Consider the following 25,904-nt stretch of genomic DNA (forward strand, 5'->3'; position numbering starts at 1 on the left):
TCGTGAGTAACCGTCGGTGGAAGAGCTGGTGCGCGGGGAGACTGCCACGCCCGGCTGTGCGGCCGTGGCGACGCGGTGCTCGGCGTCGTTCCCCTGTCGGGGGCCAGCATGCCAGTCCTGCGCAGTCCGGTCACGACAAACGACCGGAGGGCGACCCACGCGGATCTCTCGACGTCGAGTAATCTTGTCCGCGGACCCGCGCCGGCAGACGCTCCATCGTGCCGTGCCCCCACCCGTCCCCAGCACAGGAGATTCCCGCATGGCGAAGATCAAGGTTGTCGGCCCGGTCGTCGAGCTCGACGGCGACGAGATGACGCGCATCATCTGGCAGTTCATCAAGGACCGCCTGATCCACCCGTACCTCGACATCGACCTGCGCTACTACGACCTGTCGATCCAGAACCGTGACGCCACCGACGACCAGGTGACCGTGGACGCGGCGAACGCCATCAAGGAGCACGGGGTCGGCGTCAAGTGCGCCACCATCACGCCCGACGAGGCCCGCGTCGAGGAGTTCGGCCTGAAGAAGATGTGGGTGTCGCCCAACGGCACCATCCGCAACATCCTCGGCGGCGTCGTCTTCCGCGAGCCGATCATCATCAGCAACATCCCGCGCCTGGTGCCGGGCTGGAACAAGCCGATCATCATCGGCCGTCACGCGTTCGGCGACCAGTACCGCGCGACCAACTTCAAGGTCCCCGGCGCCGGCACGCTGACCATGACGTTCACGCCCGCCGACGGCTCCGAGCCGATCCACCAGCAGGTCGTCACGTACCCCGACGGCGGCGGCGTGGCCATGGGCATGTACAACTTCAACGACTCGATCCGGGACTTCGCGCGCGCCTCGTTCGCCTACGGCCTGCAGCGCGGCTACCCGGTGTACCTGTCGACGAAGAACACGATCCTCAAGGCCTACGACGGCGCGTTCAAGGACATCTTCCAGGAGGTGTTCGACGCCGAGTACGCGGCGGACTTCGCGGCCGCCGGCCTGACGTACGAGCACCGCCTCATCGACGACATGGTCGCCGCGGCCATGAAGTGGGAGGGCGGCTACGTCTGGGCCTGCAAGAACTACGACGGCGACGTGCAGTCCGACACGGTCGCGCAGGGCTTCGGCTCGCTCGGCCTGATGACGTCTGTGCTCATGACGCCGGACGGCAAGACCGTCGAGGCCGAGGCCGCGCACGGCACCGTGACGCGCCACTACCGCCAGCACCAGGCCGGCAAGCCGACGTCGACCAACCCGATCGCGTCGATCTACGCCTGGACCGGTGGCCTGAAGCACCGCGGCACGCTGGACAGCACCCCCGAGGTCACGCAGTTCGCGGAGACGCTCGAGCAGGTCGTGGTCGAGACCGTCGAGTCAGGCGCGATGACCAAGGACCTCGCGTCGCTGGTCGGCCCGGACCAGGCGTGGCAGACCACGGAGGAGTTCCTCGCGACGCTCGACGCCAACCTGGCGGCCAAGCTCGCCTGATCCTGCAGGTCACGACGGCGTCCACCCGCACGGGTGGGCGCCGTCGTGCGTCTGCGGGGTAGCGTGAGGGCGCCGCCGTCGCCGATCGAAGGAGCCCGTTCCGTGGCCAGCTCGCCCGTCACCGTGACCGTCACCGGAGCCGCCGGCCAGATCGGCTACGCGCTGCTCTTCCGCATCGCGTCCGGCCAGCTGCTCGGCCCCGACACCCCCGTCCGGCTGCGGCTGCTGGAGATCCCGCAGGCGGTCAAGGCCGCCGAGGGCACCGCGATGGAGCTGGACGACTGCGCGTTCACCACGCTGGACAGCGTCGAGATCTACGACGACGCCACGGCCGCGTTCGACGGCGTCAACGTGGCGCTGCTCGTCGGCGCCCGGCCGCGCACCGCGGGGATGGAGCGCGGCCACCTGCTGTCCGCCAACGGCGGCATCTTCAAGCCGCAGGGCGAGGCGATCAACGCGGGCGCGGCCGACGACGTGCGGGTGCTCGTCGTGGGCAACCCGGCGAACACGAACGCGTTCATCGCGGCGTCGCACGCCCCCGACGTGCCGAGCGAGCGGTTCACCGCGATGACGCGCCTCGACCACAACCGTGCGGTCTCGCAGCTGGCGACGAAGACCGGCGCGAAGGTCGCCGACATCGCGCGTCTGACCATCTGGGGCAACCACTCCGCGACGCAGTACCCCGACCTCTCGCACGCGACCGTCGGCGGCCGGCCCGCGCTCGAGGTCGTCGGCGACGACGCCTGGGTGCGCGACACCTTCATCCCCACCGTGGCCAAGCGCGGCGCGGCGATCATCGAGGCGCGCGGCGCGTCGTCGGCGGCGTCCGCGGCGAACGCGGCCATCGACCACGTGCACACGTGGGTGCACGGCACGCCCGCGGGCGACTGGACCTCGGCGGGCATCGTCTCCGACGGCTCGTACGGGGTCCCGGAGGGCCTGATCTCGTCGTTCCCCGTCACGTCCGAGGGTGGCACCTGGCAGATCGTCCAGGGCCTGGAGGTCGACGAGTTCTCCCGCGGCCGGATCGACGCGTCCGTCGCGGAGCTGGTCGAGGAGCGCGACGCGGTGCAGGCGCTCGGCCTGCTCTGACCGTGTGGGCCGAGGAGGTCGCAGTCGCGCGTCCGGGCACGGGCATCGGGGCGTTCCTCGGCTGGGTGCTGCTGGGTGCCGGGATCGGGGTCGGTTTCGGACTCGGCCGCGAGGTCGGGAGGGTCGGCCTGTTCGGGGCGCTGGGCCTCCTGCTGGTGGTCGGTGTGCTCGTCGTGCGGCAGGGGCCGCGACCCGCCCAGCTCGGGATCGTCACCGGGCTCGGGGCGCTGCCCCTGGCGATCGGGTGGCTCAACCGGTTCGGCCCCGGTGAGTTCTGCACCGGTGGCGTGACCGGGGCGTCGGACTGCATCGCGCAGGCGAACCCGTGGCCGTTCGTCCTGGTCGGCGTGGTCGTCGCCGTGGTCGGCGTGGCACTGTTCGCGCGTGCCCGGCGGGCACCGGGACGGCTCGTCGCGCCGCCCCGAGCCTGACGTGCGGGTCGCCATCCGGGTCCGGCCGGGAGCCTCCCGGACAGCCGTCGGCGGTACCCACGCGGACCGGCTGGTGGTCGCCGTGAGCGCCCGGGCGGTCGACGGCGCCGCGACCCAGGCCGCGCTCGAGGCCCTCGCGAAGGCGCTCGGCGTGCGCCCGCGGCAGGTCCGGCCGGTCTCGGGGGCGACGAGCCGCGACAAGCTGGTGGAGGTGGACGCCGACGAGACGGAGATCGCCGGGCGGCTGGCGGAGCTCCGCGGCTAGAGCACGGACCGGATGGCCTCGACCAGCGCCGCCGGGTTGTCGTGCTGGACGAAGTGCCCCGTCGCCGGCAGCACCCTGACCTCGACGCCGAGCCGGTCGTGCAGCACCCACGCCGCCCGGTGCCGCGCGGGCGGGGAGAGCTCACCGACGGTGACGAGGACGCGACCCTGCCCGGGGCTCGGCGCGGAGGGCTCGAACCGCCGGAACATCGCGAGGTCCCGGCCGACGGCTCCCGGATCGGTCGGCGCCATCGTCGGGTCCCAGGAGCGTCCGTAGAGCGCTGCACCGAACCCGGGCACACCGTCGGCCGCATAGCCGGCCACGACGTGGTCCAGCAGGCCCGGGACCAGGGAGCCGACCGCCGGCTCGTGCAGGACCGCGGCCGCGAGCACCCGGTCGGACGCCGCGAGCGCGAGCCCGAGGGTGGCGCCCCCGCTCACCCCGACGACGATCGCGCCCGCGGCGTCGTCGGCCAGGGCGGCGAGCTCGACGGCGAGGTCGCCGCTGCTCGCACGGTCGGGGGCGACGACGTCGAGATCGTCCGCGCGCAGGAGCTCGGCCACCGGGTCCCAGACCCGTGCCGTCGTCGCTGCGCCGTGCACGAGGAGCACGCGGGTCCGGGGCATGGCGTGAGCGTAGGTGGAGGGTCGAGGACCCGTGCCCTGCGGACACGCAAGCGTTACGTGTGCCGCGAATGTCCGAAACATCGCACTTCTAGTCTCCCCGCATGGATACACGAGCGGATACCGCTGTGGATACTGCTGCTCGGCCGCGCCGACCATGACGACCGACGCCGTCGCCCGCGCACGCGGCCGGGTGGGCAAGCCGGCCGCTCTCCTCGAGGTGCGCAGCCTGTCCAAGCGCTTCGGCGAGGTGCAGGCCAACTGGGACGTCGACCTCACCGTCCTGCCCGGCACGGTGCACGGGCTGATCGGCGAGAACGGTGCGGGCAAGAGCACGTTGCTCAAGATGATCTACGGCGTCTACACGCCCGACGAGGGCCGGATGTTCGTCGACGGCGCCCCCGTGGAACCGGGCAGCCCGGCAGACGCGCGCGCCCTCGGCATCGGCATGGTGTTCCAGGACCTGCGGCTGGTGCCCGCGCTCACGGTCGCCGAGAACATCGCGCTCGCGCTCCCGGAGGGCCTGAGGCTGCGCCTGACGCAGCTGGCCGCGCGCATCACGGAGGCGTCGGAGGCGTACGGGCTGGCGGTCGACCCGTCCGCGCAGGTCCGCCACCTGTCCATCGGCGAGCGGCAGCGCGCGGAGATCCTCAAGGTCCTCATGACCGGTGCCCGGCTGGTCATCCTCGACGAGCCGACGAGCGTGCTCGCGCCGCAGGAGGTCGAGGCCCTGTTCGGCGTCGTGGCGCAGCTGCGCGACCGGGGGCTGGGCGTCGTCCTCGTGACCCACAAGCTGGGGGAGGTCCGCGCGATCGCCGACCAGGTCACCGTCCTGCGCGGCGGCCAGGTGATCCTCAACGCGGAGGACCCCGGCAACTTCTCGGACGCCGAGCTGGTCGAGGCGATGGTCGGCCGGCGGGTGCCGCCGCTGGCGGTGGAACGTGCGGCGGTCCCGCCGCGGGACCACCCGGTGCTCACGCTGGCGGGTGCCACGGCCCTCGGCGACCGCGGGCACGTGGCGCTCAAGGGGGTCGACCTCGACGTCTACCCCGGGGAGCTGGTCGGCGTGGCCGGGGTCGCGGGGAGCGGCCAGAAGGAGCTGTGCGAGGTCGCGCTCGGGCTCCGGCCGGTCACGTCGGGGTCGGTCGACGTCGGCGCAGGCGCCGCGGTCGCGGTGCCGGAGGACCCGGTGGCGGACTCGGTGGTGCCGGGGCTGACGGTGCTCGAGCACATGGTCCTCGACGGCCGCGCGGTACCCCGTCGCGGCCTCGGCATCGACTGGCCGGAGGTCGGTGCGCGCACCGCCGTGCTGGACGAGCGGGTCGGTCTGCACATGGCGCCCACCAGGCGCACGCTCTCGTCGCTGTCCGGGGGGAACATCCAGCGCGTCCTGCTCACGCGCGAGCTGGGTCAGGACGCCCCCTGGTGGTCGCGGCCTACCCGAGCCGCGGCCTCGACGTCGCGAACACCCGCCGGACGCAGGAGCTGCTGCTCGAGCACCGGGCCCGTGGGGCCGGCGTGCTCATGGTCTCGGAGGACCTGGACGAGCTCATCGCCGTCGCCGACCGGATCGCCGTGATGCACGACGGGCACGTGGTCGGGGTCGTCGACACCGCCGGCGCCGACCGGATGTCCCTCGGACGACTGATGCTCGGAGGTGTCGCATGAGCCAGGAGGTGACGAAGGAGGCCCCCGCATCCGCCGCGGCCGCGCCGCCCGCCGACGTCCCCCGCCGCGTGCGGACCGGGGGCTCCGCGCTCCTGCGCTGGGTGGGTGCCCTGATCGCCGGCCTCGTGGTCTTCGGGGCGTTCGTGCTGGCCAACGGCGCGGACCCGTTCGCGGTGTACGCCGACATCTGGACGTCGACCCTGACGCAGCCCGGGCAGTTCCAGCAGATCGTGCTGCGCGCGGCGCCCATCGCGCTGGCGGGGCTCGCGGTCGTCGTGCCGGCGCGCGCCGGGCTGGTGAACGTGGGCGGCGAGGGTCAGCTGATCATCGGGGGCGTTGCCGCGGCGGGTGTCGCGCTGTGGCTCACGCCCGTAGCGTCGCCGTGGCTGATCATGCTCCTGATGATCGTGGCGGCGATGGCCGCGGGGGCGGCGTGGGCCGGCATCGCCGCCGCGATGCGCCTCGTCGTCAAGGTCAACGAGGCCGTCACCACGCTGCTGCTCAACTACGTCGCGCTCTACTCGATGCTCTTCCTCATCCTCGGTCCGTGGAAGGACCCGGCGGCGCTCGGGCAGTCCACGAGCGTGGAGCTCAACGACGCGATGAAGCTGCCGGTCTTCGCCGGGACCGCCATCCACGTCGGGGTGGCGCTGGCGGTGGTCGCCGCGGGTGCCGTCTGGTTCGCGCTCACCCGCACCACGTGGGGCTTCCGGCTCTCGGTGGTCGGCGGCAACTCCGAAGCCGCCCGCCGCGCGGGCCTGCCGGTGGTCACGCTGCTGCTCACCGCGCTGCTGCTCGGTGGGGCGCTGGCGGGGCTCGCCGGGTTCATCCAGTTCGCGGGGATGGAGTACAAGCTGCGGCCGACGTTCGGCCTGACCATCGGCTACGTCGCGTTCCTGGCCAGCTGGCTCTCCCGGCACAAGCCGTTGCCGCTGCTGCTCGCGTCGCTGGTGCTGGCCGCGATCGCGGTGTCCGGCAACAGCCTCCAGATCGGCTCGGGCCTGCCGGCGGCGAGCGTCAACATCCTCATGGGGCTCGTCCTGCTGGCCGTCCTCGGCTGGACCGGTCCGCGGAAGGTGCGCTCGTGATCATCGACATCCTGGCCGGGGCAGTGCGCGGCGGCACGTCCATCATGTACGCGGGCCTCGGGGAGACGATCTCCGAGCGGGGCGGCGTCATCAACCTCGGCACCGAGGGCGCCATGCTGCTCGGTGCCCTCGGCGGGTACGCGGTCACCGCGGAGACCGGGAACCCGTGGCTGGGAGTGCTGGGCGGCGCCCTCGCGGGGGCTCTGCTGAGCCTCGTGCACGCGGTCCTCGTGGTCAGCCGGCGGGCCAACCAGTTCGCCAGCGGGCTCACCCTCTACTTCCTGGCGCTCGGTGTCACCTCGCTGTTCGGCGTCTCCTACGTCAGCCGCCAGATCAACGCGTTCACGCCGGTCCCCGTGCCGGGGCTGAGCGAGATCCCCGGGCTCGGCCCGATCCTGTTCGACCACGACCCGCTGGTCTACGTCGCCTACGTCGCGGCGCCGGTCATCTGGTGGGTGCTCTTCCGCACGCGCGTCGGGCTGCTGGTGCGCACGGCGGGTGAGCGGTCGGAGGCGCTCGAGGTGAACGGGTACTCCGTCCAGGCCGTGCGGTACTGCGCGACCGTCGCCGGCGGGGCGCTGGCGGGGATCGGCGGCGCGCACATCTCCATCGCCTACGCCAACAGCTGGTTCGAGAACATGATCGCCGGCCGCGGGTTCATCGCGGTGGCCCTGGTGATCTTCGCGATGTGGAACCCGATCCGCATCATGGCCGGCGCGTACCTGTTCGGCGCGGCGCTGTCGCTGGCCTCCGTCCTGCAGACCTCCGGCATCGCCGTCAACCAGTTCGCGCTGAACGCCGTGCCCTTCGTCCTCACGCTCGTCGTCCTGGCGATCCTGGGCCGCCGCACGATGCTGGCCGCCCCGGACGAGCTGCTCAAGGTGTTCGACAACAGCCGCACCACCTGACCCCCTCCTGTCCCGTCCCCGGAAGGATCACCATGCGCCTCACCCGAACAGCACGCGTGTGTCTCGTCGCGGCGGTGGTCGCGGTCCTCGCCGCGTGCAGCCCCGCCGTCAGCACCCCGGAGGCCGACGGTTCCGCTCCGGCCGGCGACTCCGCACCCGGGGCGGACGCCACGAAGGTCGGAGTCATCGCCGTCGGGCCGAAGGACGACTTCGGCTACAACCAGGCCGTGTTCCAGGGCGTCGAGGCGCTGCGCGGGGAGTTCCCCGACCTCGAGGTCCTCGAGGCGTACAACATCCCCGAGGACGACACGGCCGCCACGACGATGGAGAGCATGGTCGCGCAGGGGGCGACGATCATCTTCGCCACCAGCTACGGCCACCTGGACGCGGCCAAGCAGGTGGCCGACGCGCACCCCGAGGTCGTCGTGGTCCACCAGGGCGGGCTGCTCGACCCGGCGCCGGCGAACATGGGGACCTACTTCGGCAGCGTGTTCGAGCCGGTCTACCTGGCCGGGATCGCCGCAGGGGCCGCGACGCAGTCCGGGAAGCTGGGCTACATCTACGCCATCCCGATCCCGCAGACCCTGGCCAACATCAACGCGTTCACGCTCGGTGCGCAGTCGGTGCGGCCGGACGTCGAGGTGACCGCGGTGTCGACCACGAGCTGGTGCGACCCGGCCACGCAGGCCGACCGGGTGGCGTCGCTGCTCAGCTCCGGTGTGGACGTGATGACCCAGCACCAGGACTGCACCAAGACGATCATCGAGGCGACCGAGGCCGCGGGCGCCTTCACCGTCGGCTACCACGCGGACGCGTCGTCGCTGGCGCCCGTGGGCTGGCTCACCGGGTCCGAGTGGAACTGGGGCCCGCTGTACACGGACATCGTGCAGACGGCGATCGACGGCGGCTTCACCGGCAGCGAGTACAACGGCAACTACCGCGCGAACATGGCCAGCGGCGAGAACCCGTTCGTCGCCTCCGCGTTCGGTCCGAGCGTGTCCGACGAGACGAAGGCGCTCATCGCCGCGGCTGCCGAGGAGCTGGAGGCGGGTGGCAGCCCGTTCACCGGACCGGTCACCGCGCAGGACGGGACCGTGACGGTGGCCGACGGCGAGACCCCGCCGATCGAGACCATCGAGCAGATGGACTACTTCGTCCAGGGCGTGACCGGCACCGTCTCCTGACCCCCGGCGGGGGCCGGTCCGCCGGCCCCCGCCCCCACCTGGAGGGGCACCATGCACGTCTCCGGCACCACGCCGTACCCGTGGCCGTTCGACGGCGACCTCGACGGCACCCGCACGGCGCTGCTCGTCGTCCTGCCGGCGGGGGACTGCGAGCTCGCCGCGCCCGTGGAGCCCCTCGCCTCGGCGGTGCAGGCCGCGGGGGGCAGGGTGCTCGTCGTCCGCACGACGGCGCCGGCTCCCGACCCGGGTGCGGGCCCGCACGAGCACGGGCTCACGGCCGACCTCGAGCTGCAGGCCGGTGGGATCGACGGCTTCTACGCCAGCGACCTCGACCTGGTCCTGCGCACCGGCCGCACCCGGCGGCTCGTCGTCGTCGGCGTCGGCCTGGAGACCTGCGTGCACTCGACCCTGCGGGACGCGAACGACCGCGGCTACGAGTGCCTGCTCGTCGTCGACGCCTGCGTACCGATCGACCCTGACCTGGTGGACGCGTCGATCTCCAGCATCGAGATGTCCGGCGGGATCTTCGGCGCGGTGGGGTACTCCACCGACGTCGTCGACGCACTCGCACCCCTGCCCGCCCTGCGCTGACCCGAGGAGACCACGATGACCGACCAGCTCACGACGACGACGGTGGCGTACGGACCCGTCGTCGCGGACCCCTACTCCTGGCCCTACGACGGCACGTTCACCGCCGAGACGACGGCCGTGCTCAACATCGACTGGCAGCAGGACTTCTGCGGCCCCGGGGGATACGTCGCCGCGATGGGCTACGACCTGGAGCTGACCCGGGCGGGGCTGGCGCCCACGGCGGCGATGCTCGAGGTGGCGCGCGCGCTGGGCTTCCACATCATCCACACCCGTGAGGGCCACCGCCCGGACCTGTCCGACCTGCCCGCGAACAAGCTGTGGCGCTCGCGGCGGATCGACGCCGGCATCGGGGACCTTGGCCCGTGCGGCCGGATCCTCACGCGCGGCGAGCCCGGGTGGGAGATCGTCCCCGAGGTGGCGCCCCTGCCCGGCGAGGTGGTCATCGACAAGCCGGGGAAGGGCTCGTTCTACGCGACGGACCTCGACCTGATCCTGCGCAACCGGGGGATCACGCACATCATCCTCACGGGCATCACCACCGACGTCTGCGTGCACACCACCATGCGCGACGCCAACGACCGCGGGTACGAGTGCCTGCTCCTGTCCGACTGCACGGGCGCCACGGACTACGGCAACTACCTGGCTGCGCTGAAGATGGTGACGATGCAGGGCGGCGTGTTCGGTGCGGTCGCGGACTCGGCGGCTCTGCTGACCGCACTGGCGAACCCGGTGACCGTCTAGTCCGAACCATCCGAAGACTGCCCAATCGCCCGTATCCCTTGCTGCAAGTTGCTGCAAGCGGATACGGTCGGCGACACCTGCCCCGCACATCGACGTGCGGGGAGACGAAGGAGTCGCCATGTCGCCCGCCGACGCCCCCGTCCGCTCCTTGTCCCGAGCCTTCGCCGCGCTGACCGCCCTCGCGGTCGCCGGTGTCGGGCTCGTCGCCGCCGTAGGAACGCCCGCCGCAGCCGCCGACCGCACCGTCGCCCTCGTCGGCAGCCTGCAGAGCGAGATCGGCTGCCCGGGGGACTGGCAGCCCGAGTGCAACGCCACGGACCTCGCTCCCACCGCCACGGCGGGGGTGTACTCCGCGGACTTCACGGTCCCGGCCGGTGCGTTCGAGTACAAGGTTGCGATCAACGACAGCTGGGACGAGGCGTACGGCAAGAACGGGAGCACGGGAGACAACAACAACATCCCGCTCGTCCTCGAAGGCCCGTCGACCCTGCGGTTCACCTACGACGACACCACGCACCGGGTCGCGCTGACCCCGCTGGAGCTGGGTGCGGGCTACACGCCGGCGGACGACGCGCTCGTCGCGACCCCCGTGCGCGACCCCGGGGCGAACCAGCAGTTCTACTTCGTGATGACCGACCGGTTCGCCGACGGTGCCGACGCGAACGACACCGGCGGGCTCACGGGCGACCGGCTGGCCACGGGGTTCGACCCCACGGACAAGGGCTTCTACGAGGGCGGTGACCTGGCCGGCCTGCACAGCAAGCTGGACTACATCGAGGGCCTGGGGACCACGGCCATCTGGCTGACCCCGTCGTTCAAGAACCGTGCCGTGCAGGGCACCGGCGCGGACGCATCCGCCGGCTACCACGGCTACTGGATCACCGACTTCACGCAGATCGACCCGCACCTGGGCACCAACGCCGAGCTGGAGGCGCTGATCGCCGACGCCCACGCGCGCGGCATCAAGGTCTACTTCGACATCATCACCAACCACACGGCCGACGTCATCGACTACACCGAGGGCCAGTACGGCTACATCGACCAGGCCACCAGCCCGTACACCGACGCCGGCGGCACGGAGTTCGACCCCGCGACCTACGCGGGCACCGACACGTTCCCGACGATGGACGCCGCGACGAGCTTCCCGTACACGCCGGTGATCGCGCCCGAGGACGAGAACGTCAAGGTTCCCTCCTGGCTGAACGACCCGACGCTCTACCACAACCGCGGGAACTCGACCTACACCGGGGAGTCCACGACGTACGGCGACTTCTCCGGCCTGGACGACCTGATGACCGAGAACCCGACGGTCGTGAACGGCTTTGTCGACGTCTACAACGACTGGGTGGACATGGGCGTCGACGGCTTCCGCATCGACACCGCCAAGCACGTCAACTTCGAGTTCTGGGAGAAGTTCGCGACGGCGGTGCGCGACCACGCGACCTCCGTCGGCAACCCCGACTTCTTCATGTTCGGCGAGGTCTACGACGCCGACCCCGCCAAGCTGTCCCCGTACCTGCGCGACAGCGACATGAACGCGGTCCTTGACTTCACGTTCCAGTCGGCCGCCGCCAACTACGCCAAGGGCTTCTCGGCGGGTGGCCTGAAGGCGCTCTACGCGGGCGACGACATGTACACGACTCCCACGACGAACGCGCAGGCGCTGCCCACGTTCCTGGGCAACCACGACATGGGCCGCATCGGCTACTTCGTCAAGGACGCCAGCAACCCGGAGCAGCGCTCCGAGCTGGCGCACTCCCTCATGTACCTCACGCGCGGGCAGCCGGTCGTGTACTACGGCGACGAGCAGGGCTTCGCGGGGGTCGGCACCGGCGGCGACAAGGACGCGCGGCAGTCGCTGTTCGCGACGCAGGTGCCCGAGTACGCCAACCAGACGCTGCTCGACGGCACGACCGTCGGCTCGGTGGACCGGTACGGCACCGACACCGCGCTGTACGACCACATCGCCGAGCTGGCCGCCCTGCGGTCCGCGCACCCGGCCCTGCAGGACGGCGCTCAGATCGAGCGGTACGCCTCCGGCGCGGTCTACGCGTTCTCCCGGGTCGACGCGGACGAGAAGGTCGAGCACCTCGTCGCGACGAACAACGGGACCACGCCGACCACGGTCACCATCGACACCCTGACGCCGGGCGCGACGTTCGCCCCGCTGTACGGGACGTCCACCGGCGTGACGGCCGCCGCCGACGGCAAGGTCGCGGTGACGATCCCCGCCCTGAGCGCGGTCGTGCTCAAGGCCGGGACGACCGTCGCCGCACCGGACGCGGCGGGTCCGATCACGCTCACCGTCCCCACCGCGGGCGCCGGGCTGACCGGGCAGTCCGCCGTCGGCGCGGACGTCGCCGACGACGTCTGGAGCCAGACCTCGTTCGCGTACCGGGTCCTCGGCGACGACACGTGGACCCCGCTGGGCACCTCGGAGACGACGTCGCCCCGCGTGTTCCACACGGTGTCCGGTCTGCCCGACGGCGCCGTGGTCGAGTACCGCGCGGTGACCGTGGACGCCGCCGGGCACAAGTCGGCCGCGTCCACCTACGCGAGCGTCGGCGTGGCCGTCGACGGCGTGGTCCCCGACACCGGGCCGGTCAGCCCGACGTCGGTGTCCGTGCCCGGCAGCCACAACAGCGAGATGACCTGCGCGGGCGACTGGCAGCCGGCCTGCGAGGCGGCTCAGCTGACCAAGCGCGCGTCGGACGGTGTCTGGTCCGGCACGTTCGACCTGCCCGTCGGCACCTACGAGTACAAGGTCGCCATCAACGGCGCATGGGACGAGAACTACGGTGCCGGTGGCGTCGCGGGCGGCGCGAACGTGACGTACTCCGTCACGACGGCCGGCCCGGTGACGTTCTACTACGACGAGACGACGCACTACTTCACGTCGACCGCCCAGGGCCCGATCCTCACGGTGCCGGGGTCCGTCAACAGCGAGCTGGGCTGCACCGGCGACTGGATGCCGGACTGCCTGAAGAGCTGGCTGCAGGACCTGGACGGTGACGGCACCTACACGTTCACCGCCCCGGACATCCCCGCGGGCTCGTACGAGGTCAAGGTGGCGCACAACCTCGGCTGGGCCGAGAACTACGGTGCCGGCGGTGCCCCCGGCGGCGCGAACATCCCGTTCTCGGCGCCCGGCGGCAAGCCCGTCACGTTCTCCTACGTGCTGGCCACGCACATCCTCACGATCGAGGTGTCCGACCCGCCGCTGCCCGGCACCGGGCAGGCGCAGGCGCACTGGATCGACGACGACACGATCGCGTGGCCCGCGGCGTGGGCCACCGACCCGGCCGCGAGCACCTTCGCGCTGCACGCCTCGCCCACCGGCGGGTTGAAGGTCCAGGACGGCGTGCTGGTCGGCGGCGACGGAGCGCCCGTCCCGCTGACCTACGACCCGGCCGGGCTCACGGCCGCACAGCGCGAGCGCTTCCCGGCGCTGGCCACCGGGTACGTCGCGCTGCACCTACCCGACGACGCCCCGACGGCCGACCTGCTGCGCGGCGCGCTCCTGGTCACCCAGGCGGCGTCCGACGGCACCTACCAGGCGGCGACCGGGGTGCAGATCCCGGGCGTGCTCGACGACGTCTACGCCGGCGACGCGCAGGAGCGGACCCTCGGCGCCACCTGGAAGAAGGGCGTCCCCTCGCTGGCCGTCTGGGCACCGACGGCACAGAAGGTCGAGCTGCTGGTCTGGCCGGGGACCTCGTCGACCGAGCAGCGCGTGGCCGCCACGCGTCAGGCTGACGGCACCTGGACCGTTCCCGGCAAGAAGTCCTGGGCCGGTGCGCGCTACCTCTGGGAGGTCACGGTCTACGCGCCGACGACCGACAAGGTCGAGGTCAACCGCGTGACCGACCCGTACTCGGTGGCGCTCACGCTGAACTCGACGCACTCGGTGCTGGTGGACCTGGCCGACAAGGCCTTCCGCCCGAGCCAGTGGGAGAAGGCGAAGCAGCCGGTCGTGCGGCCCGTGGACCAGACGATCTACGAGCTGCACGTGCGGGACTTCTCCATCAGCGACCTGACCGTCCCGGCGGCCAAGCGCGGCACGTACCTGGCGTTCGCCACGAACGGCGCCGGCCGCACGCATCTGCGTGAGCTCGAGAAGGCGGGCCTGACGACGATCCACCTGCTGCCGACGTTCGACATCGCCTCGATCCAGGAGGACAGGGCGCTCCAGGAGACCCCGGACTGCGACCTCGCGTCGTACGCACCGGACTCCGACCAGCAGCAGGCGTGCGTCACGGCCGTGGCCGACGCCGACGGGTTCAACTGGGGCTACGACCCGCTGCACTGGACGGCCCCCGAGGGGTCGTACGCGGTGAACGCCGACGGCGGCGCACGCGTCGCCGAGTTCCGCACCATGGTCGGGGCGCTGCACGCCGACGGCCTGCAGGTGGTGCTCGACCAGGTGTTCAACCACACGACGGCCAGCGGTCAGTCGCCGCAGTCCGTGCTCGACCGCGTGGTGCCCGGCTACTACCAGCGGCTCAACGCGCTCGGGAACGTGGAGACCTCGACCTGCTGCCAGAACATCGCGACCGAGCACCAGATGGCGCAGAAGGCGATGGTCGACTCCGTGGTGACCTGGGCCCGTGACTACAAGGTCGACGGGTTCCGGTTCGACCTCATGGGCCACCACTCGGTGGAGAACATGGAGGCCGTCCGGACCGCCCTCGACGCGCTCACCCCGAAGAAGGACGGCGTCGACGGGAAGAAGGTCTACCTGTACGGCGAGGGGTGGAACTTCGGCGAGGTCGCCAACAACGCGCTGTTCACGCAGGCCACGCAGGGTCAGCTGGGCGGCACGGGCATCGGCACCTTCTCCGACCGCCTGCGCGACGCCGTCCGGGGCGGGGGACCGTTCGACGAGAACCCCCGCATCCAGGGCTTCGGCTCCGGCGGCGGCACCGACCCGAACGGTGACGCGATCAACGGCTCGGAGGCCGACCAGCTGGCCCGGGCGGCGCACGACGCCGACCTGGTCCGCCTCGGCATGGCGGGCAACCTGCGCGACTACGCGTTCCTCACGAGCGCCGGCACCGTCCAGACAGGGGCGCAGCTCGACTACAACGGCCAGCCGGCCGGGTACGCCGACTCCCCGGAGGAGGTCATCACCTACGTCGACGCCCACGACAACGAGACGCTGTGGGACTCGCTCACGTACAAGCTGCCGACGGATACCCCGATGGCCGACCGCGTGCGCATGAACACCGTCTCGCTGGCGACGACGGCCCTGGCCCAGACGCCCTCGTTCTGGCACGCGGGCGCGGACCTGCTGCGGAGCAAGTCGCTCGACCGGAACAGCTACAACTCCGGCGACTGGTTCAACCTGCTCGACCTGTCCGGCCAGGACAACGGCTTCGGCCGCGGTCTGCCGCCGGCGGCCGACAACTCCGCGAAGTGGCCGATCCAGCAGCCGCTGCTGGCCGACCCGGCGCTCAAGCCGACGCCGGCCGACATCGCCACGGCGTCGAAGGCCGCGGACGACCTGCTGCGGCTGCGGTTCTCCACGCCGCTGTTCCGGCTCGGCTCGGCCGACCTGATCGAGCAGAAGGTCAGCTTCCCGGGCTCCGGCCCGGACGCCGACCCGGGCGTGGTGGTCATGGCCATCGACGACGAGCCCGGCTGGGACTCGGCGACGCGGCGCTGGACCAAGGACGTGGACCGCACGCTCGACGGCGTCCTGGTCGTGGTCAACGGGTCCGACGAGGCGACGACGCAGACCGTCGCCGACCTCGCGGGGCACCGGCTGGCGCTGTCGCCGGTCCAGGCCTCGGGCAGCGACCCGGTGGTCAAGGCGACCACGTGGGACAAGGCCACCGGCACGGTGACCGTCCCGCCGCGCACGGTCGCGGTGCTCGTGGAGAAGGCGGGCCACGGCCACGGCGGCGGCTGGTGGCCCTGGGGGCGGTGACCACGTGAGGTGAGGACGGGGCAGGACCGGCGACGGTCCTGCCCCGTCGTCGTCCGGTGCGGCGGTGCGGACCTCGCTCTACGGTGAGGACGTGTGCGGGTGCACCGCATGCGGCCGTGCAGCCTGCGACCCCGCCGGCTCGGCCCTCAAGGAGGAGGCAGCCGTGGCAGCCCTCGACGACCTGACCGCGACGATCCCGATCGACCAGCTCGCCGCGAAGCTCGGGGTGGACACCGCCACCGCGCAGAGCGCGGTCGCCGCGGCCCTCCCGGCGCTGCTCGGCGGGATCGAGGCGAACGCGCAGGACCCGGCCGGTGCCGCGTCCCTCTCGCGCGCGCTCGGCACCAAGGACCCGTCGCTCGTCGAGGGCGGCGTGGACCTCGACCAGGTGGACACCGACGACGGCGCCAAGATCGTGCGGAACGTCTTCGGCGCGAACCAGGACCAGGTGGTGGCGGCGCTGGGCTCCGACTCGCGCACGCCCGACCAGTCCATCATCGCCAAGGTGCTCCCGATGCTCGCCCCGATCGTCATGGCGTTCCTGGCGAAGCAGCTGGCCGGTCGCTCGGGCGGGACGCAGAGCGCGGCGACCGAGGGCGGCGGCGGCCTCGGGGACGTGCTCGGGGGAGTGCTCGGTGGTGGCGGCTCCTCGGGCGGCGGCCTCGGCAGCGTCCTCGGGGGGATGCTCGGCGGCGGCGGCTCGTCGGGCGGGATCGACATCGGCGGGATCCTGGGCGGCCTGCTCGGGGGCGGCAAGCGCTGATCGCCAGGCACACGAGGGGCCCGCGACAAGTGACTGTCGCGGGCCCTTCGTGCGTGCCGGGTTGCGGAGACCGCGGCGGGTGGTCACGCCAGGGGCGTCAGCCCTTGACCGACCCGGACATGAGGCCGCCGATGAAGTACTTCCCGAGCAGGATGTACACCAGCAGCGTGGGCAGCGACGCGAGCAGGGCGCCCGCCATCGAGATGCCGTAGTTGGTGAGCAGGGCACCGTTGGCCAGGTTGTTGAGCGCCAGGGTGACCGGGCCGTTCTGGCTGGAGGAGAAGAACACCGCGAACAGGAAGTCGTTCCACGCCGAGGTGAACTGCCAGATGAGGACCACCACGAAGCTCGGGATCGAGATCGGCAGCACCACGGACCAGTAGGTCCGCAGCATCCCCGCACCGTCCACGCGCGAGGCCTCGACGAGCTCCTCGGGGATGGACATGTAGTAGTTGCGGAAGATCAGCGTCGTGATCGGCAGACCGTAGATCACGTGCAGGATGATCAGCGACGGGACGCCCGAGGGGATCCCGGCGCCGAGGATGAGCTGCAGCAGCGGGATCATCACGGCCTGGTACGGGATGAACATCCCGAACAGGATCAGGGTGAAGACGATGTCCGCACCCCGGAAGCGCCAGCGCGCCAGGACGAAGCCGTTCATCGACCCGAGGAACGAGGAGATGATCGCGGCGGGGATCACCATCTGGAACGTGCGCCACAGCGACGGCGACAGGGACGTCCAGGCGGCGCTCCAGTTCTCCGTGGTCCAGACCTGCGGCAGGTTCCAGGCGCGCGCCGGGGTGGCGTCGCCCAGGCCCTTGAAGCTGGTCACGATCAGCACGTAGACCGGGATCAGGACGAGCAGCGTGAAGAAGATGAGCAGCGCGTACTTGGCGGTGCGGCCCTTCGAGAACCTGCTGCGCGTCAGCTCCGCGGCGGGTGTGGCCGGGCGGCCGAGGGGAGCGGTGAGCTCAGCGGGCGTCACGGTGGTCATGAGTGCTTCTCCGTCCGGTTGAGGTGCACCAGGTACGGGATGATCAGCACCGCGACGATGACGAGCAGGATCGCGCCGACCGCGGCCGCGTTCGAGTAGTCGAAGCTCGACTTGAACACGTACATGTCGATGGCCGGCACCTTGGTCTGGTAGTTCGCCGGCTTCGAGATCGACATGATCAGGTCGAACGCCTTGAGGGACATGTGGCCGACGATGATCACCGCGGACAGGGCGACGGGGCTCAGCTGCGGGAAGATCACGTGGCGGTACATCTGCCAGTTGCTGGCGCCGTCGATCTGCGACGCCTCACGCAGCTCCTCGGGGATGCCCCGGAAGCCGGCCAGGAACAGCGCCATGACGTAGCCGGACAGCTGCCAGATGGCGGGGATCGCGATGGCCGCGATGCCGACGTTGACGTTGTTCCACCAGTTGTTCTGCAGGAACGGCAGGCCGATCATCTGGAACAACCGGTTGAGGCCCGAGGCGTTCTCGCCCTGGTTGGAGTTGAGCAGCCAGCGCCACACCACACCCGAGGCGACGAACGAGACCGCCATGGGGAACAGGTAGATGGAGCGGAAGACGCCCTCGAAGCGCACGGGCCGGTCCAGCAGCCATGCCCAGACGAACCCGAAGAACATCGTGCCCGCCAGGAAGACCACGGTGTAGAGCACCAGGTTCTTCAGCGAGTGCTGGAACTCGTCCGACCCGAACAGCGAGATGTAGTTCTCGAGGCCGACGAAGCTGACGGGGGCCTTGCCGTTGGCCTGCGAGGAGTTGTGGATGTCCTGCATCGACGTGTTCGCGTTCACGGCGAGGAGGCCGTAGACGAAGACGCCGAGCAGGATCAGGGTCGGCGAGATGAGCAGGAGGGGAGGCCCCCACTTACGGATCTGTCGGGGCACGAGTGCCTCCTGGAGTCGTGACGAGCGTTCGGACGGGTCAGGCGGTGGAGGGTCAGCCGACCCGGGTCGAGCAGGTGCTGCACGCGGCCCCGCCCCGGCCCTGGGATCGCCAGGGCCGGGGACGGGACCGTGTCATGCGGTGAGGCGGATCAGCCGGCGTTCGCCTCGGCGGCCGCGACCAGGTCGGCCTGGAAGCCGGCGAGGTCGCCACCACCGGTGGTGAACTTGCTGGTGGCGTCCGAGATCGCGTTGGCCCAGGCGGCCGGGGCCGCCGCGCCGTGCGCCAGCGAGGACACGATGGTGTCCTGGCCGAAGGACGTCATCGCGGACTGCTGGTACTCCGAGAAGTCCTCGGGCTTGGCGTCGTTGCGGGCCGGGATGGAGCCCTTCGCCTTGTTGAACGCGACCTGGCCGTCGAGCGACCCGATCGTCTTCAGCCACGCCTTGGCGCCGGCCGGGTGCGGGGCACCGACGGGCAGCGTGAAGGAGTCGGCGAGGAAGTCGAACACGCCGTCGGTGCCGGGGACCGGCATGTAGACGTAGTCGGCCGGAGCCTTCTTGCCGGCCTCCTCGAACGCGGCCACGGCCCAGTCGCCCATGACGTTGAACGCGGCGTTGCCGTCGATGACCTGCTGCGTCGCGTCAGGCCAGTCGAGACCGTCGCGGTCCTCGTTCGTGTAGCTCATGAGCTTCTCGAAGTCGGCGAGCGCGTCGGTGACCTCGGGGCTGGCCCAGTCGGTCGACCCGTCCCAGAGGCCGTTGTAGCCGTCGGCGCCCAGGTCGGACAGGAGGATGGTCTCGAAGAGGTTGACCTGGGTCCACGTGGTCGCCACCGAGAGCGGCGTGCGGCCCGTCTTCTCCTTGACGGCGTCGAGCGCGACGAACCAGTCGTCGAGCGAGGCGTACGTCGCGGCCGGGTCGAGACCCGAGTCCGTGAGGAGCTGGGTGTTGGCCCAGACGACGTTGGCGCGGTGGATGTTCGACGGGATCGAGTAGATCTTGCCGTCGACGGTGAGGCGCTCGACCAGGTCGGCCGGGAACGCGTCGCGCAGACCGAACTCGTCGTACAGGGCCGAGACGTCCTCGACCTGGCCGGCGTTGATGTAGTCGGTCAGCTCCGCGCCCGCGTGGGCCTGGAACGTGTCCGGCGGGTCGTTGGCCTGCAGACGCGACTGGAGCAGGTCCTTGGCCGCGGAGCCCGCGCCACCGGCGACGGCGCCGTTGACGAACGCGACGTCGGGGTTCTGGGTCTCGAACACGCCGACGAGGGCGTCGAGGCCGAGCTTCTCGGACCCGCTGGCCCACCAGGTGAAGACCTCGACCTCGTCGCCGCTGCCCGTGCCGCCGGTCTCGTCATCGCTGCCGCTGCCGGAGCTGCACGCGGCCAGCGCGAGGCTGGCGACGGCGAGACCTGCGGCCATGGCGGTGAACTTGCGTGCTGTACGCATGTGACTCCTACGCCTTCTTTGCCGTGGATATGGGGTGCTGCTGGCCGGGGGTGGGGTTCCCGCGGCCCGGTGTGCTCGCCCGGCGGAGCGGGAGCGTCTGCCGGACGATCGGTCGGAGGCTCTGCGTTGCGCCTCGCCCGATCCGGGTCACATCAGATCGCCGGGCCAGGTTGAAGTCAAGAAGTGAACACATGAGTGGCCAAATCGTGATCTGGTGTTCACCCGGTGGAGACGTGCGGTCGCCCGGGTCGCCGCAGACCTCCTGGTCTGGGGCATTTCTCCGCCGTCTGCGCAGGTCGGCCCGGAGAGCGAGGCAGTGGGACGGGTCCGCCACCGCGCGCCGACGAGGTTCACCCGGGGCGAGGTCGGCCGCTGTGTATCCTGCGCCGGTGGGCAATGACCGGGTCACACCGGGCTCTCAGACTTCACTGCGTGAAGCCAACCGGGCGCGGATCGTCAGCGCCGTCCAGCAGCGTGGCTCGCTCACGCAGGTCGAGCTGGCCGGCGTCACCGGCCTGTCCCCGGCCACCGTGTCCAACATCGTCAAGGAGCTGACGACCGCCGGCGTCCTGCACACGGCCCCCACGTCGCGCAGCGGTCGGCGCGCCCAGCAGGTGACCCTCGCCCGCAACCTCGGCCTCGTCGCCGGCATGCACTTCGGTACCCGGTCCCTGCGCGTGGCCCTGTCGGACGTCGCGCACCGCATCGTCGCGGAGCAGCGCATGCCCCTGCCGCCGGACCACCGGGCTGACCAGGGCCTCGAGCGGGCCGCGATGCTCCTCACCGAGATGGTCGACTCGGTCGACGCCACCCTGCCCGAGGTCCTCGCCGTCGGCGTCGGCGTGCCGGCCCCGGTCGACGTGCGCACCGGCCAGCTCTCCTCGCTGGGCATGCTGCGCGGCTGGGACGGTGCACGGGTGCCGCAGATGCTCGGCGAGCGGCTCGGCCTGCCGGTGTACGTGGACAACGACGCCAACCTCGGCGCGCTCGCAGAGGTCCGCCTGGGCGCGGCCCGGGGCAAGCAGCACGTGGTCTACGTGCGCGCCTCGCACGGCGTCGGGGGCGGGCTCGTGCTCGGCGGCGAGGTGTTCCACGGCCGCGTCGGCGCCGCGGGCGAGATCGGGCACACCACCATCGACGACCAGGGCCCGGTCTGCCGCTGCGGCAACCGCGGCTGCCTGGAGCTGTACGTGGGCGCGCCCGTGCTGCTGGAGATGCTGCGGCCGAGCCACGGCAACCTCACGCTGCGCGACGTGATCGCCCGCGCCGAGGCGGGCGACACCGGGTGCCGGCGCGTCATCGCCGATGCCGGGCACCACCTCGGCGTCGCCGCCGCCAGCGTGTGCAACCTGTTCGACCCCGAGCTCCTGGTGGTCGGCGGGGAGCTGGCGGACGCGGGGGAGCTGCTGCTCGAGCCGCTGCGCGTCGCCCTCGCCCAGCGCACGATCCCCAGCACGGCGGGCCCGGTTCCCGTGGTCGGCGCGGAGCTCGGCGCCGCGGCCGAGGTGCGCGGCGCGCTCGCGGTGGCGCTCGACACGGTCACGATCGCCGGCGCCGGGGCGGTGGTCGTGTGACCCGCGCGCTGACCGCAGCCGTGGCCGTGGTGCTCGCCCTCGCGGGGTGCGCGGCCGCACCGACCGGTGCCGCCCCCTCTGACCAGGTGATCGCCCTCCTGCTCCCGGAGTCGAAGACCGCCCGCTACGAGGCGGTGGACCGCCCCGAGTTCGAGAAGGTCGTCCACGACCGGTGCCCGGAGTGCACCGTCGTCTACGCCAACGCCGACCAGGACGCCGCCACCCAGCAGCAGCAGGCCGAGTCGGCGTTGACGCAGGGCGCCGGCGTGCTCGTGCTCGACGCGGTCGACGCCGCGGCGGCCGTGAGCATCGTCGGGCAGGCGCACCGCCGGGGGGTGCCGGTGATCGCGTACGACCGCTTCATCTCCGACGCCGACCTCGACTACTACGTCTCCTTCGACAGCCGTCGCATCGGCCGGTACCAGGGCGAGGCGCTCGTGCGCGAGCTGGCGGCAGGCCGGACCGGTCCCGACGACCCGCCCCAGGGCGTCCTCATGGTCAACGGTGCGGCGACCGACCCGAACTCCGCGGCGCTCGAGGCCGGGGTCGCCGACGCGTTCGCCGACGCACCCATCGAGATCCTCGCGTCGTACGACACCCCCGACTGGAGCCCGGACAAGGCGCAGGAGTGGGTGACCGGGCAGCTCACGCAGTACGCGGGCCTGGTCGACGCCGTCTACGCCGCCAACGACGGGACGGCAGGCGGGGCGATCTCGGCCATGAAGGCCGCCGGGCTGGACCCCGTCCCTCCCGTGACCGGGCAGGACGCGGAGCTGGCGGCGATCCAGCGGATCGTCACCGGCGACCAGTCGATGACCGTCTACAAGGCGATCAGCGAGCAGGCGCGCACCGCCGCCGAGCTGGCCGTCCGCGTGCTGCGCGGCGAGGTGCCGGTCACGACCGCCCGCGTGGCGGGTGTGCCCTCCTTGCTGCTCAGCCCCGTGCCCGTGACCCTGGACAACCTGCACCGCGTCATCGTCGACGGCGGCGTCTACACCACCGAGGAGATCTGCGTGGATCCCTACACCGACGCCTGCGCCGCTGCGGGCCTGCTCGACGGAGGTGCGCCGTGAGCGAGCCGATCCTCGCCCTGCGCGCGGTGTCCAAGAGCTACGGAGCGGCGCGCGCCCTCGTCGACGTCGACCTGCAGGTGCATGCCCACGAGGTGGTCGCCGTCATCGGGGACAACGGTGCGGGCAAGTCGACGCTCGTCGGCGCCCTCACCGGCGCGCTCGCCCCGGACACCGGCGAGGTCCTGGTCGACGGCCAGCCCGTGACGCTCTCGGACCCGTCGGTCGCGCGCGGGCTCGGTATCGCGGCGGTGTTCCAGGACCTGGCACTGTGCGCCAACCTCGACGTCGTCGAGAACCTCTACCTCGGGCACGAGGCCGAGCGCGGGCTCCTGCTCGACGAGGTCACCATGGAGAAGCACGCGTGGGAGCTGCTCAACCAGCTCGCCGCCCGCGTGCCGTCGGTCCGGGTCCCCGTCGCCGCGCTGTCGGGCGGACAGCGGCAGGCGGTCGCCATCGCGCGCTCGCTCCTGGGGGAGCCGCGGGTGATCGTCCTCGACGAGCCGACGGCGGCCCTCGGGCTGCGCCAGACGGCGGAGTTCCTCACCCTGGTCGAGCGCCTGCGCGGGCGCGGGCACGGCGTGGTGCTGACCAGCCACTCGCTGGCGGACGTGCAGGCCGTGGCCGACCGGATCGTCGTGCTCCGGCTCGGTCGCGTCAACGGTGTGTTCGACGCCGCGCGGACCAGCTACGAGGAGCTCCTGGCGGCCGTGACGGGGATCGCCCGATGAGCGCCGTGGTTGCCGACTCGGGCCTCGTCGCGACGACCTGGCGGCGGCTGCGCACCGGCGACCTCGGCGTGCTGCCCGTCGCCGTGGTGCTCGTGCTGATCGGGATCGTGTTCCAGCTGCTCAACCCGCACTTCCTGTCCAGCGACAACCTGGTCAACCTCACGCAGCAGTCGGCCGCCACCGGCGTGATCGCGCTCGGCGTGGTGCTCACGCTGCACGTCGGGCAGATCGACCTGTCGGTGGGTGCCGTCTCCGGGCTGGCCGCCGCCGTGGTGGCCGTGGGCTCGGTGCAGCTGGGCTGGCCGCTGTGGCTCTCGGTCCTCGCCGCGCTGGCCGTCGGGGTGCTCGTCGGCTCCATCTACGCGTCCCTGCACACGCGGCTGGCGGTGCCGAGCTTCGTGTTCACGCTGGCCGGCCTGCTGGTGGTCACGGGGCTGCAGATGCGCGTGCTCGGGCCGACCGGCTCGGTCAACCTGCCGTTCGAGTGGTGGCTGGTGCGGTTCTGCCAGACCGCGTTCCTCGCGCCCGCGACCTCGTGGGCGATCGTCGCGCTCGTCGTCCTCGGGTACGCCGCCGGACGGGCCACGGACCGGGTGCGCCGGCTCCGGGTGGAGCTGCCGGTCGCGCCGCTGTGGCAGGTCGTGGCCCGGGTGGTCGCCCTCGCGGCGGTGCTGTCCGTCGTCGTGGCCTACCTCGGCACCAACCGTGGCGTGGGCGCGGTCTTCGCGCTCTTCGTCGCGCTCGTCGCGCTCACCGACCTGATGCTGCGGCGGACGCGCTGGGGCCGGTTCGTGCGCGCGGTCGGCGGCGACGCGGAGGCCGCCCGCAAGGCCGGCGTCCCCGTGCGACGCGTGTTCGTCTCCGCGTTCGTCGCGTGCTCGACGCTCGCCGCGCTCGGTGGCGTGCTCGCGGTCGGTCGCCTCGCGGCGGCCAACCAGGGCAGCGGTGCCGGGGACACCAACCTCACCGCGATCGCCGCAGCCGTCATCGGGGGGACCAGCCTGTTCGGTGGCCGGGGGTCGGCGTGGTCGGCGCTCGTCGGCATCCTCGTCGTGCAGTCGATCTCCACGGGGCTCACGCTGCTGAACCTCGACCAGTCGGCGCGCCTGGTGGTGACCGGCCTAGTACTGGCCGTCGCGGTCACGATCGACGCGCTGCAGCGCCGCGCCCGCGAGTCCTGACACTCTCCGGCGTCGCCGCCCGCCGCCGCTCCCTGGCCGAAGGTTCGCGTGAAGACATCGTTGCGCTGGACGCAACGAAGTCTTCACGCGAGCCTCCACGCGCGGCGTGCCCGCTGCTCGCGGCCCGCCGACGTTCGCGTGGCGACCTCGTGCCGGGACGTGCACCACGGCGCGTCGCGCACGAGGCCGCGGCTGTGGATGGCCGGCGTCGTCGGCCCCGCGTCTGCGGGACCCTGAGGGCGTGAGTGACGCTCGACGCGCTGCGCCGCACGCGGCACGACTCCCGCCCCAGCTGGACGCCGCGGCGCGGAACACCGTCCATCGGCAGGAGGCGGTGGTGACGTCCGCGCAGCTCCACGCGTGGGGAGTGGGCCGCGCGGTCGTGTCACGACGAGTTGCCCACGGTGACTGGCAGCGACTGTGGCGCGGCGTCATCGCCCTCCACTCGGGTGCGATCACCTGGCGCGAGCGCGCGCGTGGCGCCCTGCTCTACGCCGGCGACGGTGCTGCTCTCTCGCACTCGTCGGCCGCGTTCGTGCACGGGATCGTCTCCACGCCGGGGCCGAGGATCGTCGTCAGCATCCCGGCGCATCGTGCCGTCTCGCCGCAGCCCGGCCTCGGTCTCCGGCGCCGGCGCACGATGCCGCACGCAGGCGGTCGGATTCGTGCAGTTGGCGTCGACGCCACGGTGCTGGATCTCGTGCACGAGCTCGACTCGGAGGATGACGTCGTCGGCCTGGTGTGCGAGGCGGTCCGCATCGGCGTGCTGCCCGGTCGCCTCCTGCTGCAGGCCGGCGGGCGTCGGTTCCTCCGGCACCGCGATCTGGTCGTGAACCTGCTCGGAGACGAGGGGACGGGGATCGAGTCACCGCTCGAGCACAGGTACGTGCGGGATGTCGAACGGCGCCACCGGCTGCCGGCCGCGTGCGCTCAGCTGCGGGAGCGGACAGGTGGTCGCTGGATCCGCGCCGATCGCGTGCACGTCGGGCTCGGGGTGAGGATCGAGCTGGACGGACAGCTCGCGCACCCGTCCGGCCGCACAGCCCGCGACACGTGGCGCGACAACGCCGTGCTGATCGAGCGATCCGAGATCACTCTCCGCTACCGATGGCAGCACGTGGTGGCCGAGCCGTGCGAGACGGCCGCGCAGGTGGCGGCTGCGCTGCGCTCGCGCGGCTGGCGGGGCCGAGCCGCGCCGTGCTCGCCCACCTGCTCCGTCCTCGCGTGAAGACTTCGTTCCGCCT

General features: G+C 71.9%; 21 protein-coding genes. 17 read left to right on the forward strand and 4 right to left on the reverse strand.

Going from position 1 to position 25,904, the window contains the following annotated elements; genetic code table 11:
* Positions 1 to 259: 259 nt before the first annotated feature.
* The 4 genes from ASD18_RS08375 to ASD18_RS08390 all read left to right on the forward strand — a co-directional run bounded on the left by ASD18_RS08375 (position 260) and on the right by ASD18_RS08390 (position 3,265).
* Positions 260 to 1,477, forward strand: a complete 1,218-nt coding sequence (locus tag ASD18_RS08375) for an NADP-dependent isocitrate dehydrogenase (RefSeq protein ID WP_056089243.1) — start codon at positions 260 to 262, stop codon at positions 1,475 to 1,477.
* A gap of 102 nt (positions 1,478 to 1,579) precedes the next feature.
* Positions 1,580 to 2,569 (forward strand): malate dehydrogenase, encoded by a 990-nt coding sequence (locus ASD18_RS08380; protein ID WP_056089246.1) that lies wholly within the window; start codon positions 1,580 to 1,582, stop codon positions 2,567 to 2,569.
* A 2-nt stretch (positions 2,570 to 2,571) separates the two neighbouring features.
* Complete coding sequence (locus tag ASD18_RS08385; RefSeq protein ID WP_056089249.1) at positions 2,572 to 3,000, forward strand: hypothetical protein; 429 nt, start codon at positions 2,572 to 2,574, stop codon at positions 2,998 to 3,000.
* Position 3,001: 1 nt separating this feature from the next.
* Positions 3,002 to 3,265: a DUF167 domain-containing protein gene (locus tag ASD18_RS08390; RefSeq protein ID WP_056091836.1), complete on the forward strand. Its 264-nt coding sequence runs from the start codon at positions 3,002 to 3,004 to the stop codon at positions 3,263 to 3,265.
* On the opposite strand, the gene ASD18_RS08395 is transcribed toward ASD18_RS08390, so the two are convergent.
* On the reverse strand, positions 3,262 to 3,891 hold the full coding sequence (locus ASD18_RS08395) for an alpha/beta fold hydrolase (protein WP_056089252.1): 630 nt from the start codon (positions 3,889 to 3,891) through the stop codon (positions 3,262 to 3,264). The genes ASD18_RS08390 and ASD18_RS08395 overlap by 4 nt on opposite strands.
* 154 nt (positions 3,892 to 4,045) lie before the next feature.
* On the opposite strand from ASD18_RS08395, the gene ASD18_RS08400 reads away from it, so the two are divergent.
* From ASD18_RS08400 to ASD18_RS08435, 8 genes are all read left to right on the forward strand, one after another.
* Positions 4,046 to 5,467, forward strand: coding sequence for an ABC transporter ATP-binding protein (locus tag ASD18_RS08400; RefSeq protein ID WP_056089256.1), 1,422 nt, complete (start codon positions 4,046 to 4,048; stop codon positions 5,465 to 5,467).
* A gap of 85 nt (positions 5,468 to 5,552) precedes the next feature.
* Positions 5,553 to 6,644 carry an ABC transporter permease gene (locus ASD18_RS08405; protein ID WP_082573678.1) on the forward strand — a complete coding sequence of 364 codons (1,092 nt, stop codon included), beginning with the start codon at positions 5,553 to 5,555 and terminating at the stop codon, positions 6,642 to 6,644.
* Positions 6,641 to 7,552 (forward strand): ABC transporter permease, encoded by a 912-nt coding sequence (locus ASD18_RS08410; protein ID WP_200938499.1) that lies wholly within the window; start codon positions 6,641 to 6,643, stop codon positions 7,550 to 7,552. The genes ASD18_RS08405 and ASD18_RS08410 overlap by 4 nt, the downstream gene beginning before the upstream one ends.
* A gap of 32 nt (positions 7,553 to 7,584) precedes the next feature.
* A complete protein-coding gene (locus ASD18_RS08415; RefSeq protein ID WP_056089259.1) occupies positions 7,585 to 8,736 on the forward strand; it encodes a BMP family ABC transporter substrate-binding protein in 1,152 nt (383 codons plus the stop codon).
* A gap of 51 nt (positions 8,737 to 8,787) precedes the next feature.
* On the forward strand, positions 8,788 to 9,327 hold the full coding sequence (locus ASD18_RS08420) for an isochorismatase family protein (RefSeq protein ID WP_056089264.1): 540 nt from the start codon (positions 8,788 to 8,790) through the stop codon (positions 9,325 to 9,327).
* 15 nt (positions 9,328 to 9,342) lie between these two features.
* The gene (locus ASD18_RS08425) at positions 9,343 to 10,068 is read left to right on the forward strand and encodes a cysteine hydrolase family protein (protein WP_056089268.1); all 726 of its coding nucleotides are present in this window, start codon (positions 9,343 to 9,345) and stop codon (positions 10,066 to 10,068) included.
* Between the two features lie 118 nt (positions 10,069 to 10,186).
* The gene (pulA, locus tag ASD18_RS08430) at positions 10,187 to 15,997 is read left to right on the forward strand and encodes a pullulanase-type alpha-1,6-glucosidase (RefSeq protein WP_056089274.1); all 5,811 of its coding nucleotides are present in this window, start codon (positions 10,187 to 10,189) and stop codon (positions 15,995 to 15,997) included.
* 163 nt (positions 15,998 to 16,160) lie between these two features.
* Positions 16,161 to 16,760, forward strand: coding sequence for a DUF937 domain-containing protein (locus ASD18_RS08435; protein ID WP_056091845.1), 600 nt, complete (start codon positions 16,161 to 16,163; stop codon positions 16,758 to 16,760).
* Positions 16,761 to 16,857: 97 nt separating this feature from the next.
* On the opposite strand, the gene ASD18_RS08440 is transcribed toward ASD18_RS08435, so the two are convergent.
* The 3 genes from ASD18_RS08440 to ASD18_RS08450 all read right to left on the reverse strand — a co-directional run bounded on the left by ASD18_RS08440 (position 16,858) and on the right by ASD18_RS08450 (position 20,104).
* Positions 16,858 to 17,754, reverse strand: coding sequence for a carbohydrate ABC transporter permease (locus ASD18_RS08440; RefSeq protein ID WP_056089277.1), 897 nt, complete (start codon positions 17,752 to 17,754; stop codon positions 16,858 to 16,860).
* Positions 17,751 to 18,656, reverse strand: coding sequence for a carbohydrate ABC transporter permease (locus ASD18_RS08445; protein ID WP_056089280.1), 906 nt, complete (start codon positions 18,654 to 18,656; stop codon positions 17,751 to 17,753). Before ASD18_RS08445 ends, ASD18_RS08440 begins: the two co-directional genes overlap by 4 nt.
* A 149-nt stretch (positions 18,657 to 18,805) precedes the next feature.
* Complete coding sequence (locus ASD18_RS08450) at positions 18,806 to 20,104, reverse strand: ABC transporter substrate-binding protein (RefSeq protein ID WP_056089284.1); 1,299 nt, start codon at positions 20,102 to 20,104, stop codon at positions 18,806 to 18,808.
* Positions 20,105 to 20,493: 389 nt separating this feature from the next.
* Here ASD18_RS08450 and ASD18_RS08455 point away from each other — a divergent pair, with 389 nt between their 5' ends.
* The 5 genes from ASD18_RS08455 to ASD18_RS08475 all read left to right on the forward strand — a co-directional run bounded on the left by ASD18_RS08455 (position 20,494) and on the right by ASD18_RS08475 (position 25,888).
* Positions 20,494 to 21,678 carry an ROK family transcriptional regulator gene (locus ASD18_RS08455; RefSeq protein WP_056089289.1) on the forward strand — a complete coding sequence of 395 codons (1,185 nt, stop codon included), beginning with the start codon at positions 20,494 to 20,496 and terminating at the stop codon, positions 21,676 to 21,678.
* Positions 21,675 to 22,751 (forward strand): substrate-binding domain-containing protein, encoded by a 1,077-nt coding sequence (locus tag ASD18_RS08460; RefSeq protein ID WP_056089292.1) that lies wholly within the window; start codon positions 21,675 to 21,677, stop codon positions 22,749 to 22,751. The genes ASD18_RS08455 and ASD18_RS08460 overlap by 4 nt, the downstream gene beginning before the upstream one ends.
* Complete coding sequence (locus ASD18_RS08465) at positions 22,748 to 23,479, forward strand: ATP-binding cassette domain-containing protein (RefSeq protein WP_056089295.1); 732 nt, start codon at positions 22,748 to 22,750, stop codon at positions 23,477 to 23,479. The genes ASD18_RS08460 and ASD18_RS08465 overlap by 4 nt, the downstream gene beginning before the upstream one ends.
* Positions 23,476 to 24,660, forward strand: coding sequence for a sugar ABC transporter permease (locus ASD18_RS08470; protein ID WP_056089297.1), 1,185 nt, complete (start codon positions 23,476 to 23,478; stop codon positions 24,658 to 24,660). The genes ASD18_RS08465 and ASD18_RS08470 overlap by 4 nt, the downstream gene beginning before the upstream one ends.
* Before the next feature lie 241 nt (positions 24,661 to 24,901).
* The gene (locus ASD18_RS08475; protein ID WP_056089302.1) at positions 24,902 to 25,888 is read left to right on the forward strand and encodes a hypothetical protein; all 987 of its coding nucleotides are present in this window, start codon (positions 24,902 to 24,904) and stop codon (positions 25,886 to 25,888) included.
* Positions 25,889 to 25,904: the final 16 nt, after the last annotated feature.

It is taken from the genome of Cellulomonas sp. Root137 (assembly GCF_001426725.1).
GTDB lineage: Bacteria > Actinomycetota > Actinomycetes > Actinomycetales > Cellulomonadaceae > Cellulomonas.

Coding starts and splice junctions, on each gene's coding strand:
- ASD18_RS08395 (WP_056089252.1), bottom strand. CDS start 3,891: ATGCCCCGGACCCGCGTGCTCCTCGTGCACGGCGCAGCGACGACGGCA.
- ASD18_RS08420 (WP_056089264.1), top strand. CDS start 8,788: ATGCACGTCTCCGGCACCACGCCGTACCCGTGGCCGTTCGACGGCGAC.
- ASD18_RS08440 (WP_056089277.1), bottom strand. CDS start 17,754: ATGACCACCGTGACGCCCGCTGAGCTCACCGCTCCCCTCGGCCGCCCG.
- ASD18_RS08400 (WP_056089256.1), top strand. CDS start 4,046: ATGACGACCGACGCCGTCGCCCGCGCACGCGGCCGGGTGGGCAAGCCG.
- ASD18_RS08470 (WP_056089297.1), top strand. CDS start 23,476: ATGAGCGCCGTGGTTGCCGACTCGGGCCTCGTCGCGACGACCTGGCGG.
- pulA (WP_056089274.1), top strand. CDS start 10,187: ATGTCGCCCGCCGACGCCCCCGTCCGCTCCTTGTCCCGAGCCTTCGCC.
- ASD18_RS08375 (WP_056089243.1), top strand. CDS start 260: ATGGCGAAGATCAAGGTTGTCGGCCCGGTCGTCGAGCTCGACGGCGAC.
- ASD18_RS08405 (WP_082573678.1), top strand. CDS start 5,553: ATGAGCCAGGAGGTGACGAAGGAGGCCCCCGCATCCGCCGCGGCCGCG.
- ASD18_RS08450 (WP_056089284.1), bottom strand. CDS start 20,104: ATGCGTACAGCACGCAAGTTCACCGCCATGGCCGCAGGTCTCGCCGTC.
- ASD18_RS08425 (WP_056089268.1), top strand. CDS start 9,343: ATGACCGACCAGCTCACGACGACGACGGTGGCGTACGGACCCGTCGTC.
- ASD18_RS08415 (WP_056089259.1), top strand. CDS start 7,585: ATGCGCCTCACCCGAACAGCACGCGTGTGTCTCGTCGCGGCGGTGGTC.